Annotated in this window: 19 protein-coding genes; 13 read left to right on the forward strand and 6 right to left on the reverse strand. The window is 62.4% G+C overall.

From position 1 onward, the window contains the following. Positions 1–16: 16 nt before the first annotated feature. Complete coding sequence (locus tag O7B34_RS06535; RefSeq protein ID WP_337145361.1) at positions 17–838, forward strand: phosphatase PAP2 family protein; 822 nt, start codon at positions 17–19, stop codon at positions 836–838. A gap of 96 nt (positions 839–934) precedes the next feature. Here O7B34_RS06535 and O7B34_RS06540 read toward each other — a convergent pair whose 3' ends face one another. After that, on the reverse strand, positions 935–1,609 hold the full coding sequence (locus tag O7B34_RS06540; RefSeq protein WP_027028091.1) for an alpha/beta hydrolase: 675 nt from the start codon (positions 1,607–1,609) through the stop codon (positions 935–937). Positions 1,610–1,863: 254 nt separating this feature from the next. Here O7B34_RS06540 and O7B34_RS06545 point away from each other — a divergent pair, with 254 nt between their 5' ends. From O7B34_RS06545 to O7B34_RS06580, 8 genes are all read left to right on the forward strand, one after another. Beyond that, on the forward strand, positions 1,864–3,024 hold the full coding sequence (locus tag O7B34_RS06545; protein WP_337145362.1) for a cysteine desulfurase family protein: 1,161 nt from the start codon (positions 1,864–1,866) through the stop codon (positions 3,022–3,024). A 215-nt stretch (positions 3,025–3,239) separates the two neighbouring features. Then, the gene (sufB, locus tag O7B34_RS06550) at positions 3,240–4,757 is read left to right on the forward strand and encodes a Fe-S cluster assembly protein SufB (RefSeq protein ID WP_027143655.1); all 1,518 of its coding nucleotides are present in this window, start codon (positions 3,240–3,242) and stop codon (positions 4,755–4,757) included. A gap of 8 nt (positions 4,758–4,765) precedes the next feature. After that, positions 4,766–5,005, forward strand: coding sequence for a hypothetical protein (locus O7B34_RS06555; RefSeq protein WP_337145363.1), 240 nt, complete (start codon positions 4,766–4,768; stop codon positions 5,003–5,005). A 5-nt stretch (positions 5,006–5,010) separates the two neighbouring features. Next, the gene (locus O7B34_RS06560; protein ID WP_337145364.1) at positions 5,011–5,193 is read left to right on the forward strand and encodes a hypothetical protein; all 183 of its coding nucleotides are present in this window, start codon (positions 5,011–5,013) and stop codon (positions 5,191–5,193) included. After that, positions 5,186–5,941 carry a Fe-S cluster assembly ATPase SufC gene (gene sufC, locus O7B34_RS06565; protein WP_337145365.1) on the forward strand — a complete coding sequence of 252 codons (756 nt, stop codon included), beginning with the start codon at positions 5,186–5,188 and terminating at the stop codon, positions 5,939–5,941. Before O7B34_RS06560 ends, sufC begins: the two co-directional genes overlap by 8 nt. Before the next feature lie 39 nt (positions 5,942–5,980). Beyond that, on the forward strand, positions 5,981–7,249 hold the full coding sequence (gene sufD / locus O7B34_RS06570; protein ID WP_337145366.1) for a Fe-S cluster assembly protein SufD: 1,269 nt from the start codon (positions 5,981–5,983) through the stop codon (positions 7,247–7,249). 205 nt (positions 7,250–7,454) lie between these two features. Continuing rightward, complete coding sequence (locus O7B34_RS06575; RefSeq protein ID WP_337145367.1) at positions 7,455–8,696, forward strand: cysteine desulfurase; 1,242 nt, start codon at positions 7,455–7,457, stop codon at positions 8,694–8,696. 5 nt (positions 8,697–8,701) lie between these two features. After that, positions 8,702–9,094: an SUF system Fe-S cluster assembly protein gene (locus tag O7B34_RS06580; RefSeq protein ID WP_337145368.1), complete on the forward strand. Its 393-nt coding sequence runs from the start codon at positions 8,702–8,704 to the stop codon at positions 9,092–9,094. A gap of 2 nt (positions 9,095–9,096) precedes the next feature. Here the strand turns inward: O7B34_RS06580 and O7B34_RS06585 are convergent, their stop codons facing one another. Next, on the reverse strand, positions 9,097–9,816 hold the full coding sequence (locus tag O7B34_RS06585; RefSeq protein WP_337143382.1) for an STM3941 family protein: 720 nt from the start codon (positions 9,814–9,816) through the stop codon (positions 9,097–9,099). Between O7B34_RS06585 and sufA the strand changes: the two genes are divergently transcribed. Further along, positions 9,815–10,195 (forward strand): Fe-S cluster assembly scaffold SufA, encoded by a 381-nt coding sequence (sufA, locus tag O7B34_RS06590; protein ID WP_027143660.1) that lies wholly within the window; start codon positions 9,815–9,817, stop codon positions 10,193–10,195. The genes O7B34_RS06585 and sufA overlap by 2 nt on opposite strands. 35 nt (positions 10,196–10,230) lie before the next feature. On the opposite strand, the gene O7B34_RS06595 is transcribed toward sufA, so the two are convergent. Next, positions 10,231–10,728, reverse strand: coding sequence for a GFA family protein (locus O7B34_RS06595; RefSeq protein WP_337145369.1), 498 nt, complete (start codon positions 10,726–10,728; stop codon positions 10,231–10,233). Positions 10,729–10,819: 91 nt separating this feature from the next. Here O7B34_RS06595 and O7B34_RS06600 point away from each other — a divergent pair, with 91 nt between their 5' ends. Then, positions 10,820–11,143 (forward strand): TfoX/Sxy family protein, encoded by a 324-nt coding sequence (locus O7B34_RS06600; RefSeq protein ID WP_337145370.1) that lies wholly within the window; start codon positions 10,820–10,822, stop codon positions 11,141–11,143. Between the two features lies 1 nt (position 11,144). On the opposite strand, the gene O7B34_RS06605 is transcribed toward O7B34_RS06600, so the two are convergent. Beyond that, entirely contained in the window at positions 11,145–12,062 is a 918-nt protein-coding gene (locus O7B34_RS06605; RefSeq protein WP_337145371.1) for a pseudouridine-5'-phosphate glycosidase, read from the reverse strand. A 57-nt stretch (positions 12,063–12,119) separates the two neighbouring features. Further along, positions 12,120–13,064: a carbohydrate kinase family protein gene (locus O7B34_RS06610; RefSeq protein WP_337145372.1), complete on the reverse strand. Its 945-nt coding sequence runs from the start codon at positions 13,062–13,064 to the stop codon at positions 12,120–12,122. Between the two features lie 302 nt (positions 13,065–13,366). Here O7B34_RS06610 and recA point away from each other — a divergent pair, with 302 nt between their 5' ends. Together recA and alaS are read left to right on the forward strand one after the other, a co-directional pair. Beyond that, entirely contained in the window at positions 13,367–14,467 is a 1,101-nt protein-coding gene (gene recA, locus O7B34_RS06615) for a recombinase RecA (protein WP_013895892.1), read from the forward strand. A 271-nt stretch (positions 14,468–14,738) separates the two neighbouring features. After that, a complete protein-coding gene (alaS, locus tag O7B34_RS06620; protein WP_337145373.1) occupies positions 14,739–17,405 on the forward strand; it encodes an alanine--tRNA ligase in 2,667 nt (888 codons plus the stop codon). Positions 17,406–17,469: 64 nt separating this feature from the next. Here alaS and O7B34_RS06625 read toward each other — a convergent pair whose 3' ends face one another. After that, positions 17,470–18,096, reverse strand: coding sequence for a glutathione S-transferase family protein (locus O7B34_RS06625; protein WP_337145374.1), 627 nt, complete (start codon positions 18,094–18,096; stop codon positions 17,470–17,472). Between the last annotated feature and the right edge of the window lie 11 nt (positions 18,097–18,107).

Here is an 18,107-nt window from a genome sequence, read left to right on the forward strand (position 1 = left end):
TGGGGTCGAGTTCCCAATGCTCGTGAAATCGCGGCCTCGAGTTTCCAGATCGCTCCTCGGGATAGGACGCCGGTCCCTCGGCAATTTTCGCGACACCCTGCAGATCGCAAGACGGCGCCTTGCCGTTCGCCCCGCTCGCTATCCCAACATCTCATGGTGGGCGTGGGGCCTGGTCTGGGTCTTTCTGACGGCAGCTGCCTTTGTCCGTCTCGATACGCCGGCAGGAGTGGCACATGGCCAGTGGTCGGCGGGCGCCGCCAGGCTTGCCGAGTTCTTCACGCAGTTCGGACTGGGCGGCTGGTATCTCATCCCGTCCGCGCTGCTGCTTGTCGCGGCCAATCTGACGGATTGGCGAAGCCTTTCGCGGCGCGCGCTGATGCTGGCCTACAGTTGGACCTGCCTGGCTTTCCTGGTGCTGAGCGCCGTTGGCCTGTCCGGCCTAACGGTCAATGTCCTCAAATATGCCATTGGCAGGGCTCGCCCGCTCTATTTCCAGGATTTCGGCGTCCTTGCGCTGCACCCTTTTGCCTTCGATGCGCGCTTTGCCGGCTTTCCCTCCGGCCATGCCACGACGATGGGCGCCGTGTTCGGCATCCTGCTGCTTTTGTTTCCGCGGCGTTGGCACATCGCTTTGGTGGTCACGGCCTGCATCGCCTCGACCAGGGTCTTCGTCGGCGCGCACTATCCGAGCGACACCGTTGCCGGCTTCGGCCTCGGCTGCGCCTTCGCGCTGGCGTGCGGACTGGTCTTTGCCAGGCTCGGCTTCATCTTCCGGCCGGCACCGTCAGGATTGCCGGTCCGCAAGCCATCGTTCCGGCTTATTGCCCCAGAAATATAGGTCGCTGCCGGACCGTCAGCACCGCGGCGGCCTTATGTCGAGGAGGCGGGCCTTGCCCGCCCGCTCATAGCCCGGGGATACGGACCGCCTGGTGTCTTAACGCAGCCGCTTCGGCCGCGGATCGGACAATTCACCGGCCAGCCGGCGATCGAGATAGTCGGCGCATTCCTCGATCAGCACATCGGCGTCGTTGGCGAAGAAATGGTTGGCGCCGGGCAGGGTCTTCTGCGTGATGGTGATGCCCTTTTGCGTGTGCAGCTTGTCGACCAGGCCTTGCACATCCTTCGGCGGCGCTACCTTGTCCGCATCGCCGTGGATGATCAGGCCCGAGGATGGGCAGGGCGCCAGGAAGGAGAAATCATAGGTGTTGGGCTGCGGCGCGATCGAGATGAAGCCCTCGATCTCGGGCCGGCGCATCAGGAGTTGCATGCCGATCCACGAACCGAAGGAATAGCCGGCCACCCAGCAGCTCTTGGAATCCGGATGCAGCGACTGCACCCAGTCGAGTGCGGCCGCCGCGTCCGACAACTCGCCGGTGCCGTGGTCGAACTCGCCCTGGCTGCGGCCGATGCCGCGAAAATTGAAGCGCAGCGTGGTGAAATCGCGCTTCTGGAACATGTAGAAGAGGTCATAGACGATCTTGTTGTTCATCGTACCGCCGAACTGCGGGTGCGGATGCAACACGATGGCGATCGGCGCGCTCTTTTCCTTCGAGGGCTGGTAGCGTCCCTCCAGGCGGCCGGCCGGACCGGTAAAAATGACCTCAGGCATGAAATACTCCACGTGACATATACAAATGCGCGGCGCCCGGAACTCTTGCTCTGGCCCCGCTTCCACAGACCTTGACGCAGGGCGAGCGTCTTCCTAGAAGCTAGTTTAGAATTGTTCAAAACTGGGTGGCCGAAACGCAATCGCCCGGTCGCACTCGCCGCAAGCCGCGTAAATAGGACGGCTTGCCTTGGAATTTCAAGGAAATAACGCCATACGTCGGCGGAATGGCTTTTGACGGGAAGAACTGGACGAAAATGGCCGCGATACGCGCCTATCTCGACTATAATGCCAGTGCGCCGCTTCTTTCAGCGGCGCGCGAGGCCATGGTCGCGGCGTTTGACGCAGCCAACCCCTCGTCGGTTCATGCCGAGGGGCGCGCCGCGCGCAGGCTGGTCGACAATGCCAGGCGCGACGTGGCGGCACTGGTCAACGGCAAGGCCGAACATGTCGTCTTCACCTCGGGTGCCACCGAGGCCGCCTCGACGCTGCTGACGCCGGACTGGCAGATGGGGCGCGGCGCCATTCGCATGAGCCGGCTCTACGTGTGCGAGGCCGACCATCCGTGCCTGCTGAATGGCGGACGCTTTCCGGCAAACCTGGTGACGCGGCTCGGTGTCGGCGCTGATGGCATCGTCAGTCTCGACGCCTTGACGGCAGCGCTCGGCGGTCACGACAAGGCCGATGGCTTGCCGTTGGTCGCGATCCACGCCGCCAACAACGAAACCGGCGTCATCCAGCCCATCGACCGCATCGCGGAGATCGTCAGGGCAGCGGGCGGCATTCTTGTCGTCGACGCCGTTCAGGCCGCGGGCCGCGTTTCCATCGATATGTCGGCCGGATACGCCGACTATGTGATTCTGTCCTCGCACAAGATCGGCGGCCCCAAGGGCGCCGGCGCTGTCGTTGCCGCTGCCGACCTGATGATGCCGAAGCCGCTGATCAATGGCGGCGGCCAGGAAAAGGGCCACCGTGGCGGCACCGAGAACTTGCCCGGCATCGCCGGTTTTGGCGCCGCCGCGCGAGAAGCGCTGGCCGGGTTGGAGGCTATCGGCGCCGTGCGTCAGCGTCGCGATGAGCTCGAAACGTCAATCAAGACGCTGGTGCCGGACGTGGAAATCTTCGGAGCCGGCGCGCCAAGGCTTGCCAACACGACATTCTTCGCTATTCCCGGCGTCAAAGCCGAAACCGCCCAGATCGCCTTCGATCTGGCGGGCGTGGCGCTTTCCGCCGGTTCCGCGTGCTCGTCGGGCAAGGTCGGGCCGAGCCATGTGCTGAAGGCCATGGGACACGGCGACAGCCTTGGTGCCTTGCGCGTGTCGGTCGGTGCCGCGACCGCCGACGAGGATATCGAACTGTTCCGCACCGCGCTGGCAAGCATTGCCGCGCGTCGGGCGGGTAGAGAAAAGGCCGCGTAGCGGTTGGAGCATCGGACCGGGAAATCCGATGCTTGAGAAAAAGGATCAGGCTTCGGCCTGGTAGAGCCGTGCGTTTCATGCTGGCCGGGTGAATTTCCGGTCGAGGCGCACTATATGAAACTTACGCTGCCGCGGATGCTGCTCGGGCGTTCATTCGGCGGTGCCATAGTTTGAAAACTGTCGGGCCTTGACCCCGGCGTGGATGGAGAACGCATATGCCTGCTGTGCAGGACACGATCGATCGGGTCCGAAAGATCGACGTCGACCAATACAAATACGGATTCCAGACCGAGATCGCTGTCGACAAGGCTCCCAAGGGCCTGAGCGAAGACATCATCCGCTTCATTTCGGCCAAGAAGGACGAACCGTCCTGGATGCTGGAATGGCGCCTCGAAGCCTATCGGCGTTGGCTGACGCTGGAAGAGCCGACCTGGGCGCGCGTCAACTATCCCAAGATCGATTTCCAGGACATCTACTATTACGCGGCGCCCAAGAGCACGCCTGGACCGACTTCGCTCAGCGACGTCGATCCCGAGATCTTGAAAGTCTACGAGAAGCTCGGCATTCCGTTGAAGGAGCAGGAAATCCTCGCCGGCGTGCAGAAGACCGACGCCTCGGAGCTCGAGGAAGTCAGCGACAATGTCTACAAATCGGGCCGCGTCGCCGTCGACGCCGTGTTTGATTCCGTGTCTGTCGTCACCACCTTCAAGAAGGAGTTGGCGCAGGCCGGCGTCATCTTCTGCTCGATCTCCGAAGCGATCCGCGAGCATCCAGAACTGGTCAAGAAATATCTCGGCTCGGTCGTGCCGACCTCCGACAATTTTTACGCGACGCTGAATTCGGCCGTGTTCACCGACGGCTCGTTCGTCTTCGTGCCCAAGGGCGTGCGCTGCCCGATGGAGCTGTCGACTTATTTCCGTATGAACGAGAAGAACACCGGCCAGTTCGAGCGCACGCTGATCATCGCCGAGGAGGGGGCCTACGTCTCCTATCTCGAGGGCTGCACGGCGCCGCAGCGCGACGAGAACCAGTTGCATGCCGCCGTGGTCGAACTGGTCGCGCTCGACGATGCCGAGATCAAGTATTCGACGGTGCAGAACTGGTACCCCGGCGACGCCGAGGGCAAGGGCGGCATCTACAACTTCGTCACCAAGCGCGGCGACTGCCGTGGCCATCGTTCGAAGATCTCGTGGACGCAGGTCGAGACCGGTTCGGCGATCACCTGGAAATATCCGAGCTGCATCCTGCGCGGCGACGATTCCTCGGGCGAGTTCTATTCGATCGCAGTGTCGAACGGCTACCAGCAGGTCGATAGCGGCACCAAGATGATCCATCTCGGCAAGAACACGTCGAGCCGCATCATCTCCAAGGGTATAGCCGCCGGCTTCTCGCAGAACACCTATCGCGGCCAGGTCTCGGCGCACCGCAAGGCGACCAATGCCCGCAACTTCACCAATTGCGACTCACTGCTGATCGGCGACCAGTGCGGCGCGCACACCGTGCCTTACATGGAAGCCAAGAACTCGACGGCGCAGTTCGAGCATGAGGCGACGACGTCGAAAATATCAGAGGACCAGAAATTCTACGTCATGCAGCGCGGCATCCCGGAAGAGGAAGCCATCGCGCTGATCGTGAACGGCTTCGTCAAGGATGTCATCCAGCAGCTGCCGATGGAATTCGCGGTGGAAGCGCAGAAGCTGATCGGCATCTCGCTGGAAGGCTCGGTTGGCTAGTCGAGAAGATGCTGAAGGTTTTGAGAAACACGCTACTTGGTGCATTGGCGATAGCGCTATTCCTTGCTATCGCCGGTGCGGTGTTGGCGCTCGTCGGCTCTATCGGCGGCTTTCCGGATCTGAAGCAAGTCGGCGGCTCCCTGTCTGCCTTGGGAGTGCTCTGCTTCTTTGCTGCCATTCTGGTGTTTGGCTTTGTTTCCCGGATGAGACCGATGGGGCAGCACAAAGTCGATGGCGGTGCTGGGTGATATTGATGACCGCGTCCATTCCCAGAGAGAACATCTGGTTCGCCGTTTATTGGTGGCGGCTTTGGACCGTGCGCGTCTTCGCGGTCAGCCTTGGCCTGTCATTCTCGTGGTTCAAGCCCCTGCAACGCAGGCACACCGACCATTCGATCACTTACGACGATTATTTCAGAGAAAAGAACAATGCTTGAGATCAAGAACCTGCATGCCCGCATCGTCGATGACGGCACCGAAATCATCCGCGGCCTGAACCTGACAGTGAAAGCCGGCGAGGTCGCCGCGATCATGGGGCCGAACGGGTCGGGCAAATCGACGCTCTCCTACATCCTTGCCGGCCGCGAGGACTATGAGGTGACCGAGGGCGACATCCTCTACAACGGCCAGTCGATCCTCGAAATGGATCCGGCCGAACGCGCCACTTCCGGCATCTTCCTCGCCTTCCAGTATCCGATGGAGATACCCGGCGTGGCGACCATGGAATTCCTCAAGGTGGCGATGAACGAGCAGCGCAAGGCGCGCGGCGAGGAACCGCTGAAGATCCCGGAATTTTTGAAGCGGGTGAAGGAAGCCGCCGCCTCGCTCAGCATGGACATGGCGATGCTGAAGCGGCCGCTCAATGTCGGCTTCTCCGGCGGCGAGAAGAAGCGTGCCGAGATCCTGCAGATGAAGCTGCTGGAGCCGAGACTGTGCGTGCTCGACGAGACCGATTCCGGCCTCGACATCGATGCGCTGAAGATTGTCTCCGATGGCGTCAACGCACTGCGCTCGCCGGACCGGGCGTTCCTGGTCATCACCCATTACCAGCGCCTGCTCGAACACATCGTGCCTGATAGCGTGCATGTGCTCTACAGGGGCCAGGTCATCAAGTCGGGCGACAAGTCGCTGGCGCTCGACCTCGAGGCCAACGGTTATGCCGGCGTCATCGGGCAAGCCGCGTAACGTGCCAAGTCATTTTGTTCCAAAAGACAGGCGAGACTGATGAATATGCACACACAACCGCAGCGGACACCGGCCGAGACCGCGTTGATCGACGCCTTCGGCGAACGGCTGTCGCTTTTGCCGGGAGACGGCGCGGTGATGCTGAAGCGTGATGACGCCATCGAGGCGGTCAAGCACGGCCTGCCGACGCGGCGCATCGAATCCTGGCACTATACCGACCTGCGCCGGCTGTTGAATGCGGTGCCGGACTTCGATCCGGCCGCCGCCGCGAAAGCCATCGCGCCAATCGTCGAGGGTTCGACGGTCCTCACCCTGTTGAACGGCGTATCAAGCGCCAAGGCGCCGGTCGTCGAGGGCGTCAGCGTCCAGCGTCTGTCCGAAAAGCTGACCGACGGCAGCATCGCGCCGGGGCTCGATCCCTATGGCAGCGACGATGCCATAGGCGCGCTGAATACGGCCTTCGTTGCCGACGGCTATTTTGTCGATATCGCCGACGGTATTGAATTGGAAAAGCCGATCGAGCTGCAGAACCTGCAGGCCGGTGGCCAGACCCATGTGCGCCTGCCGGTGCGGGTTGGCACCGGCGCCAAGGCCGTCATCGTCGAGCGTCAGGCCGGCGACGGCGCGGCGCTGACGAGCTCGGTCAGCCAGCTCGTGCTTGGCGAGGGCACCGAGGTGACTTGGCTGATCGTCCAGGAGCAGCCGGATACGGCGACACATCTGGCGCAGTTCAAGGCCCATATCGGCAAGGATGCCAAACTGACGCTGTTCGTCATGAACGCCGGCGGCAGGCTGGTGCGCCAGGAAATCATGGTCAAGACGACGGGCGAAGGCGCCGACTTCAAGCTGCGCGGCATCAATCTTCTGGCCGGCGACACCCATACCGACGTCACCATGGTGCTCGACCATGCCGTGCCGCACACGGCATCGACCGAAATCATCCGCAATGTGGTGACCGGCAAGGCACGGGGCGTGTTCCAGGGCCGCATCAACGTCCATCAATATGCGCAGAAGACCAACGCCAAGATGGCTTGCAACACGCTGCTTTTGTCGGACGACGGCGAGTTCTCGACCAAGCCGGAGCTCGAGATCTTTGCCGACGACGTGGTCTGCGGCCATGGCGCGACGGTCACCGAGATCGACCACGATCATTTGTTCTACCTGATGGCGCGCGGCGTCGACGAAAAGAGCGCGCGGGGGTTGCTCGTCAAGGCGTTCGTCGCCGAGGTGATCGAGGAACTGGATGACGAAGCGATCGTCGAGGCGCTGGAAGCGCGGCTCGATGAGTGGTTCGTGACGCACGGCTAAATTGGATGGGGCCTGGCTAGGCCACCCCTCATCCGTCTTGGCGCTACGCGCCAATCCACCTTCTCCCACAAGGGGAGAAGGTAAAGCGCTCTTCCTTCTCCCCTTGTGGGGCCTGAAGGGCGGGCGAGGCGAGTGACTCGCCCTGGGCGGTCGCCGCGAAGCGGTCGGATGAGGGTGCGCGGCAGAATGAGGCGATGAAGTTGTGATGGACCAGAAGATCGAAACCACCCCCTACGACGTCGAGGCGATCCGCCGTGACTTTCCGATTCTGTCGCGCGAAGTCTTTGGCAAGCCGCTCGTCTATCTCGACAACGGCGCCTCGGCGCAGAAGCCGCAAGTGGTGTTGGATACCATCGAGCACGCCTACAGCCAAGAATATGCCAACGTCCATCGCGGCCTGCATTTCCTCTCCAATGCCGCCACCGACGCCTATGAGAAGGCGCGAGAAACGGTGCGCCGGTTCCTCAATGCGCCAAGCACCGACAACATCGTCTTCACCTCGAACACGACCTCGGCGATCAACACCGTCGCTTATGGTTATGGCATGCCCAATATCGGCGAGGGCGACGAGATCGTGCTGTCGATCATGGAGCACCATTCCAACATCGTGCCGTGGCATTTCATCCGCGAACGCCAGGGCGCCAAGCTGGTGTGGGTGCCGGTCGACGACCTCGGCGTCTTCCACATCGAGGAATTCGAAAAACGCCTGACCGACCGCACCAAGCTGGTCGCCATCACGCAGATGTCGAATGCGCTGGGTACGGTGACGCCGATCAAGGAGATTGTCCGGATCGCTCACGCCCGCGGCATTCCGGTGCTTGTCGACGGCAGCCAGAGCGCCGTGCACATGCCCATCGACGTGCAGGATCTCGATTGCGATTTCTTCGTCTTTACCGGCCACAAGGTCTACGGCCCTTCGGGCATCGGCGTGCTCTACGGCAAGAAGGATAGTCTCGCCGGCATGCGGCCCTTCATGGGCGGCGGCGAGATGATCGAGGAGGTGACGGAAGATATCGTCACCTACAACGACCCGCCGCATCGCTTCGAGGCCGGCACGCCGCCAATCGTCCAGGCGATCGGACTGGGTGCCGCGCTCGACTACATGGACTCTGTCGGCCGTGATCGCATCGCGGCACACGAGGAAGACCTCAAGAATTATGCCCATGAGCGGCTGCGCGCCATCAATTCGCTGCGCATCTTCGGTGATGCGCCTGGCAAGGGCGCCATCATCTCCTTCGAACTAAGAGGTATTCATGCCCATGACGTCTCGATGGTGATAGACAGGCAAGGCGTGGCTGTCCGCGCGGGCACCCATTGCGCCCAGCCGCTGTTGAAACGCTTTGGCGTAACCTCCACATGCAGGGCATCGTTCGGCATGTATAATACCAGGGCCGAAGTCGACGCTTTGGCCGAGGCGCTTGAAAAAGCGCGCAAGTTTTTCGGGTGACGACCATGGATGATGTGAGCACCACCACCGAAGCTACGCCGGAAACCGCCGGCAATAGCGTCATTTCCGCCTCGGCCATCCCGGCCGATGAACTGGCGCGGCTGACCGATGACATCGTCTCGGCGCTGAAGACGGTCTACGACCCGGAAATCCCGGCCGACATTTACGAGCTCGGCCTCGTCTACAAGATCGACGTCGAGGACGACCGCTCGGTCAAGATCGACATGACGCTGACCGCGCCCGGCTGCCCGGTGGCCGGCGAAATGCCTGGCTGGGTCGAGAATGCCGTCGGCGCCGTCGAAGGCGTGTCTGGCGTCGAGGTCAACATGACTTTCGATCCGCCCTGGACGCCCGACCGCATGTCGGAAGAGGCGCAGGTCGCGGTGGGCTGGTATTGAGCTTAGTAGACTTTGACGCCGTGTGCTTTGGCGTAAGCTGTGATCATTGAGGACAGCTCGTCATATTTGACCTCGAGATCACCCGTGCCAATACACATTGCATCGAGACCCATCATCCTATTTGGTCCCCGACTCCAGCGCGCCATTTTGGTCAAAGACGAATTCTGCCAGACGCTCTCCAGGACTTCTACCAAAAGGAACTTTTGTCGCCGATGGCTCCGCTCCGAAATGCGCTTCACGGCGCTCCATGGAATGAATTCGGCCGACAAGCGGACGTCCCAAAAGCCCTTTGGCGATAAAATTAGCGTTGGCCGGTTCAAGTCGAAAAGACGCACTACGACAATCACAAAAGTGGCGGCGGACAAAATTGCACCTGTCCAACCGAGAATTTGTTCGAAACCAGTGGGAGCGATGCCCGGCAGTAGCGGCCAGCCTAATGCAAGGCACAGGGTTCCTACCATCACCAATAAGATAGCACCCAAGCCGAGCCGAGCAGGAGATGAGCGAAACTCAACCGTTCGATTGGTGTCAAATGGCATTCGGCTTTCCCGCCATGTCATCGTCGGCGTTGCGTTGAACATACCTAGTGGACATTTAATTTCGATTGCCGTCTTTTGAAATAGAGCCTCGATCGGGTTGCACTGGGCAGAAAACTTCACCATTTTAGGTGAGGAATCATTCGGCAGGCCTTGAACCTGCATGGAATGGAGAAGGAAAGACATGGGACGCTTTGCCGTCATCACGATGACCGAAAAGGCCGCCGACCGGGTGCGCGAGATCGTCGCCACGCGCGACAACGCGCATGGCATTCGCCTCGGCATCAAGAAGGGCGGCTGCGCCGGCATGGAATATACGGTCGACCTAGTGACCGAGCCGAACGCCAAGGACGACCACATCGAGCGCGACGGCGCCCATGTCTATGTCGCGCCGGAAGCAGCACTTTTCCTGTTCGGCACCGAGATGGATTTCGAGCAGACGACGCTGCGCACTGGCTTCACCTTCCGCAACCCGAACCAGAGTTCGGCCTGCGGCTGCGGCGAATCGGTCGAATTGAAGCCCGCCGATCTGAAAGCCTTGGCCGAGGCGCGCGCTTCGGCCTGAGCATTTCCTTGGCCCCGTAAACGGGGAGAAGAAAGCTAATCCACCCACATGCCTGTCCGCTTGTGCCAGTCGGCGATCGATTCCTTGGGATAGACGTCGAACACCTTGTCCTTCGGCCCGACATCGGGCTCGACCCAGTTCGCCTTGTATTTCAGCATCAGATGCACTTTTTCGGGCGGCTTCGGCAGGTCGCTGTCGATCGCCGAGGCGAAGGGATGCACCAGTTCCGGCCAGGTCGGGTCGTAGAGCCAGAGCGCCGACCCGCATTTGCGGCAAAAATTGCGCTCGCCGGTCGAGACCTCGCAGTTGGGATGCTCGTCGTCCTCGATCTCGGCGCGATAGACGCCAAGGTTTCTCTTGCCCCTGATGTTCAGCGTTTCGTAGTCGGCGCCGAGATTGATGGCGAAACCGCCGCCGCCCTGCTGCTTGCGGCAGATCGAGCAGTAGCACAGCATGAACGGCACGGGCGTGTGGCTTTCCACTTCGAAACGCACGGCGTTGCAGCGACAGGACCCCTTGAGCAGCACAGGCATGGCAAAAATCTCCGACAGGATAGCCTCAACCTGTCAGCATGATTTTGGTTGCGGCGATGACAAGGCCAAATGCCGGTGACATGATCGCGGCATGGACAATGAACGCATCGCCGAACTGTTCGAGGGCCTCGGTCCGGTCAGCATCCGAAAACTGTTCGGCGGCAAGGGCATCTATTTCGACGGCGTCATCGTCGCCATTGTCCTGCGTGGCGAATTGCTGCTGAAAGCCGACGAACAAAGCGCGCCGGATTTCGAATCCGCGGGCTGCCGGCAGTGGACCTATACCGGCACGCGCCACGGCAAGCTGGTGGCGATGCCCTACTGGAGCATTCCCGACAGCGCTTTTGACGATCCGGATGAAATGACGGTCTGGGCACGCCGCGCCTATGAGGCGGGGCGGCGCGCCGGCAAGTGACCTACAAAGCCTTGGCGATCTCAGCCGCCAGCCTTGCATTGTTCTCGACCAGCGCGATGTTCGTCTTCAGGCTGCGGCCGCCGGTGAGTTCGAGGATTTTTCCCAGCAGGAACGGCGTCACCGCCTTGCCGGTGACGTTGAGGGCTTCGGCCGCCTTCTGCGCGGCTTCGATGTAGCCCGCCATTTCTTCAGCGGGGATTTCGTGGTTTTCCGGCACCGGATTGGCAATCAGCAAGCCGCCGCCCAAACCCAGAGCCAGGCGCGTCTGATAGAAATGCGCGATGTCTTCCGGCTTGTGCAGCGTCAATGGCGCCCGGAACGGCGACTGCCGCGACCAGAAGGCCGGCATCGTCTCGCAGCCATGGCCGATGACGGGCACGCCGCGCGTCTCCAGCACTTCCAGCGTCTTTTCGATGTCGAGGATCGCCTTGGCGCCGGCCGAGACGACGATGACCGGCGTGCGCGCCAGTTCATCGAGGTCGGCCGAGATGTCGAAACTCTTTTCCGCGCCCTTGTGCACGCCGCCGATGCCGCCGGTGGCGAATACTTTTATCCCGACCATGTCAGCCGCGATCATGGTCGCCGCGACCGTGGTGCCCCCGGTGCGGCCTTGCGCGACGGCGAAGCCGAGATCGGCGCGCGACAGCTTCATGGCGTCACCCGTCATCGCCAGCGATTCGCGCTCGCCGTCGGAGAGGCCGATCTTGATGCGGCCGCCAATTACGGCGATCGTCGCCGGCACCGCGCCGCCGTCAGCGATGATCTTTTCGACATTGGCCGCCATGGCGCCATTGTCGGGATAGGGCATGCCATGGGTGATGATGGTGCTTTCGAGCGCCACCACCGGACGCCCGGCGGCCAGGGCTTGCGCCACCGGTGCGTGGATATCGATGAAAGGGCGGGCGGTTTCTGGCGTCATCTCTGATCTCCAATCCGGAGTGCGGCGCATCCACTGCGCTCTATGAATTTGCCGGTCTCATGCCACTTCCCTGGCATCGGGCACAAGGGCCAGCGCCTCCGCGAAGCTCGACGCGGTGAATTCGGGCACCGCGTTGGCGCTTTCGATGGCCAGGATTGCCGCCGCGACGCCTTCGCGCAGGGCCTGGCGCAATGGCAGGCCGCGCAGCAGCGCCGCGACCGTCGCGCCCGCCAGCGCGTCGCCGGCGCCGGTGACATCGGCGACTTTTCTGGGGGCAGGCGGCACGATCGAGAAGGCGCCCGTACCGTCGAAACCCAGCACAGGGCCACTGCCTGCCGTGACCACGCCGCTGGCAAGGCCGCTGCTCCGCAACCCGTCGATCATTTCCTGCTCGCCGGCACTTGCATTGACGCCGGCCAGCACAGCGGCCTCCCGTCGGTTCATGAAGAGTTGGGCCAGCCCGCCGAGCACCGGTATCAGCCGCGTCACCTTGGCCGGCGAAATCGCGATGGCGAAAACCGGTTTATCGGCGGCGAGCGACAGCAACCCCTCCAGTGCGGCCGACGGCAGGTTGGCGTCGCACAGGATGGCATCCGCGGCGGCCACTTCCTGGCGTATCTTGGAACGCCTGATCTGCTTGGGAAAAGCCAGGTCGTACAGCGCCATGTCGGCAAAGCCGACGATCAGTTCGCCCTCGCGGTCGATCAGCGCCGTGTAGCTCGGCGTGGTACGGTCGAGGAACACCGCCGAAAGATCGGCGATGCCAGCCTCGGCGATGGCCCGTGAAACCGTATCGGCTGACGCATCGCCACCGCGCACCGAAAGCAGCGATGCGCAGAGGCCGCGCCGCACCATGCTGCGCAACGCATTGAAGACGCCACCGCCGACATCCTCGCGCATCGTGCCGGGATTGGAGGCGGCCGGCACATAGAGGCCGGACACCTGGCCACGCCGGTCGATATGGGCACCGCCCACGGCCAGTATCTTCGCGGATTCCACCATGGCGGCGATATGACCTTTGTTGTTGGGGCCGCACAAGCGCTACAATGCGCGACAGAGCTTCGCATGCAGGACGGCGATTCGGCCGGACTATAGGATCGAGCTGTTTGGCCCAATGCGGAGCCTGTTCCTGCCCGGGCGGAGCCTGTTCCTGCCCGGGTTTGCGAGACAAAAAAAGAACAAATCAGGATATCGCTTGTTTTTCAATTGGTTGTCACCCCTTGCCAAATGAGAACAAAAAAGGTACAAAATGACAAGGATTACGGATTGTCCGGCCTTCATTGACGACCAAGGGGTGATGTATCATGGCTCAGAATTCTTTGCGGCTGGTAGAGGATAAGGCAGTGGACAAATCAAAGGCTCTGGATGCGGCGCTGTCGCAAATCGAGCGGGCTTTCGGCAAGGGCTCGATCATGCGGCTCGGCGCCAACGAGCAGGTCGTCGAGATCGAAACGGTGCCGACAGGCTCGCTCGGCCTCGACATCGCGCTCGGCGTCGGCGGCCTGCCGCGCGGCCGTATCATCGAAATCTATGGCCCGGAAAGCTCGGGCAAGACGACGCTGGCCCTGCACACCGTGGCCGAGGCCCAGAAGAAGGGCGGCATCTGCGCCTTCGTCGATGCCGAACATGCGCTCGATCCGGTCTACGCCCGCAAGCTCGGCGTCGATCTTGAAAACCTGCTGATCTCGCAGCCCGACACCGGCGAGCAGGCGCTGGAGATTTGCGACACGCTGGTGCGTTCCGGCGCCATCGACGTGCTGGTGGTCGATTCGGTGGCGGCGCTGACGCCGCGCGCCGAAATCGAGGGCGAGATGGGCGATTCCTTGCCCGGCCTGCAGGCCCGCCTGATGAGCCAGGCGCTGCGCAAGCTGACCGCCTCGATCTCTCGCTCCAACACCATGGTCATCTTCATCAACCAGATCCGCATGAAGATCGGCGTCATGTTCGGTTCGCCCGAGACGACGACCGGCGGCAACGCGCTGAAATTCTACGCCTCGGTGCGTCTCGACATCCGCCGTATCGGCTCGGTCAAGGATCGCGACGAGGTGGTCGGCAACCAGACCCGCGTCAAGGTGGTCAAGAACAAGCTGGCGCCGCCCTTCAAGGTGGTCGAGTTCGACATCATGTATGGCGAGGGCGTCTCCAAGACTGGCGAGCTGGTCGATCTCGGCGTCAAGGCCGGTGTGGTCGAGAAGTCGGGCGCCTGGTTCTCCTATAATTCGCAGCGTCTCGGCCAGGGCCGCGAGAACGCCAAACTGTTCCTGCGCGACAATCCCGACACCGCGCGCGAGATCGAGCTGGCGCTCAGGCAGAATGCCGGGTTGATCGCCGAAAAGTTCCTCGAAAACGGTGGCTCAGAGGGCAATGGCGACGACGGTTTTGAGGACGAAGCCGGCGCGATGTAGGGCAGCGCCAGAGTTTGGCCATAAATCCAGCCTATTATCTGATGCTTAAGTAACAGAGTTCTGTAGTACCGCGTTCCAAACCGCCGGCCTTCGCGCCGGCGGTTTTCGTTTGCGTGCCTGCGTAAGTGCCGGTGCAAAGCGCGAATTGGCCCAATTCCGTGTTTCTGGACAGGGTCAAGAGCTACGGCTAAAAGGCCAACTCCATCTTCTAGAAAACACAGAGCCATCTCCCGCCGGTCCGGCCGGCGGCTCTCTTGAAAAGGCAGTATCCATGAGTGGCGTGAACGAGATCCGGTCGACATTTCTCGACTATTTCCGCAAGGAGGGCCACGAGGTCGTGGCCTCGAGCCCGCTCGTGCCGCGCAACGATCCGACATTGATGTTCACCAATGCCGGCATGGTGCAGTTCAAGAACGTCTTCACCGGTTTGGAGAAGCGGCCCTATTCGCGTGCCACCACGGCCCAGAAAAGCGTTCGCGCCGGCGGCAAGCACAACGATCTCGACAATGTCGGCTATACCGCGCGCCACCTGACCTTCTTCGAGATGCTCGGCAATTTCTCCTTCGGCGATTATTTCAAGGAGCGGGCCATCGAGCTTGCCTGGAACCTCATCACCAAGGAATTCGGGCTGAACAAGGACAAGCTGCTGGTCACCGTCTACCACACCGACGATGAAGCGGCCGGTTTCTGGAAGAAGATCGCCGGCTTCTCCGACGATCGCATCATCCGCATCCCGACCTCGGACAATTTCTGGGCGATGGGCGATACCGGACCCTGCGGCCCGTGCTCGGAAATCTTCATCGACCGTGGCGAGCACATCTGGGGCGGCCCTCCCGGCAGTCCGGAGGAGGACGGCGACCGGTTCCTCGAATTCTGGAACCTGGTGTTCATGCAGTATGAGCAGGTGACGAAGGAGGAGCGCGTCGACCTGCCGCGCCCGTCGATCGACACCGGCATGGGTCTGGAGCGCATGGCATCCATCCTGCAGGGGGTGGAGAGCATCTTCGAGACCGACCTGTTCCGTCATTTGATCGATGCGGCGTCCTCCGCGCTTGGGCGCGCGCCCGATGCGGAAACGGTTGCCTCCTACCGCGTCATTGCCGATCACCTGCGCTCGTCCTCCTTCCTGGTCGCCGACGGCGTGCTGCCGTCGAATGAAGGCCGCGGCTATGTACTGCGCCGTATCATGCGCCGCGCAATGCGCCATGCGCAGTTGCTCGGCGCCCGCGATCCGTTGATGTGGAAGCTGGTGCCGGCGCTGGTGCGCGAGATGGGCCAGGCCTATCCGGAACTGGTGCGCGGCGAAACGATGATTACCGAGACCTTGAAACTCGAGGAGACACGGTTCCGCAAGACGCTGGTGCGCGGCCTCGGGCTGCTCTCCGAGGCGACGGAGAAGCTCGGCGCGGGCGACATGCTGGATGGCGAGACGGCATTCAAGCTCTACGACACCTATGGCTTCCCGCTCGACCTGACGCAGGACGCGCTGCGCCAGCGCAGCATTTCGGTCGATCTTGCCGGCTTCACCAATGCGATGGAGCAGCAGAAGGCGGAGGCGCGCAAGCACTGGGCCGGGTCCGGCGAGGCCGCCACCGAAACGGTTTGGTTCTCCGTGCGTGAAAAAACCGGCGCCACCGAATTCCTCGGCTACGAAACCGAGCAGGCTGAGGGTCTCATCCAGGCGCTGGTCAAGGACGGCAAGACCGTTGACAGCGCCGCCAAGGGCGATGCGGTCTCCGTGGTCGTCAACCAGACGCCGTTCTATGGCGAATCCGGGGGCCAGATGGGCGACACCGGCGTAATCTCGGGTGAGGGGTTCTCGATCGAGATTTCCGATACGCAGAAGAAGGCCGATGGTCTGTTTGTGCATCTAGGCAAGGTGGTCGCAGGCACGGTCAAGACGGGTGCCGCGGTCGAACTGAAGGTTGATCATGCCAGGCGTTCCAGGCTACGCGCCAACCATTCCGCGACGCATCTGATCCATGAGGCGCTGCGCGAGGTGCTGGGCACCCATGTCGCTCAAAAAGGCTCGCTGGTCGCGCCCGAGCGCCTGCGTTTCGACATCTCGCACAACAAGCCGATCTCTCCGCAGGAGCTCGAAGAGGTCGAGCGCATGGCCAACGAGATCGTCGTCCAAAACAGCCCGGTGACCACGCGCCTGATGTCGGTCGACGACGCCATTGCTGAGGGCGCGATGGCGCTGTTCGGCGAGAAGTATGGTGACGAGGTGCGCGTCGTATCGATGGGCACGGGCGTTCATGGCGCCAAGGCCAACCGGCCTTATTCGGTCGAGCTTTGTGGCGGCACGCATGTCAGGGCGACCGGCGATATCGGCTTGGTACGCATCGTTTCGGACGGCGCGGTCGCCGCAGGCGTGCGCCGCATCGAGGCGCTGACAGGCGAAGCCGCGCGAAAACATCTCGACGAGCAGGACAGGCGGCTGAAGGCGGCCGCCGCCACGCTGAAGATCTCGCCGGCGGATGTGCCAGCGCGCGTCGAAGCACTGCTCGAAGAGCGCAAGAAGCTCGAGAAGGAGCTGGCCGAAGCGCGCAAGAAGCTGGCGCTGGGCGGCGGGTCGCCTGCCGATGCCCCGGCCGCCAGCGAGATCGTCGCTGGCGTCGGCTTCCTCGGCAAGGCGGTTTCCGGCGTCTCGCCGAAGGATTTGAAGCCGCTGGCCGACGCCGGCAAGACTTCGTTGGGGTCTGGCGTCGTCGTGTTCGTTGGCGCTGGCGAGGACAACAAGGCGAGCGTCGTGGTCGCCGTCACCGATGATCTCGTCAACCGCTTCAGCGCCGTCGACTTGGTGCGCGTCGCCTCCGCCGCATTAGGCGGGCAGGGCGGCGGCGGCCGTCCCGACATGGCCCAGGCCGGCGGACCGGACGCGTCGAAAGCCAACGATGCGATCGCGGCGGTGAGGGCGGCGCTGGAAGCGGCGTAAGCGTCGGATTGGACTTATTACGACGGGTGGAGGGGCGCTGCCCCCGCAGCCATCTCAATCCTTGTCAACTAACCTTCTCGGTGCGCGCAAAGCTTGCACGCACCGAGACACGCGCATACCAGTCCCGGATATTCGCGAACCTCGCCAGCAAGTCGCGTCCTTCGGCAACCTTGACGAAATAGCCGATCATCGGCGCCGCGTGCAGGTCGGCCAACGTCAGCTGGTCGCCAAGCAGCCATGGCCCTTGTGCCTTCAGCGACGTCAGCACCCCGAGCACTGTTTCGGCTTGCCGCAGCCCGTCGGCGATCATTGCCTCGTCGGGCGCTTCTTTTTCCAGCCGCTCGACAGCGACGTCCCAGACCATCGGCCGATAGGCATAGGCATCGAGCATGCCGATGATCTGGCCCATCCTGGCGCGGCCGCGCGCATCGGCAGGCTGCAGCGCCGGCCCATCGAAGGCCTCGTCGACATAGCGAGCGATCGCGCTGGTCTCGAAGAGGCGGAACCCGTCGTGCTCGAAGGCCGGAATGCGGCCGAACGGATGGTATTCGCCGTACCATGCCGGCGCGCCACCATCCGCGAAGATGTCGACCGGCACCAGCTCGCAGTCGATGCCTTTCTCCGCCAGCGCCATCCGCGTGATGCGAACATACACACTGTAGTCCGCGCCGTAGAGGATTGGCTTGGTCACGCTGTCAGCCC

This window comes from Mesorhizobium sp. Cs1299R1N3 (assembly GCF_037179625.1).
Lineage (GTDB): Bacteria > Pseudomonadota > Alphaproteobacteria > Rhizobiales > Rhizobiaceae > Mesorhizobium > Mesorhizobium salmacidum.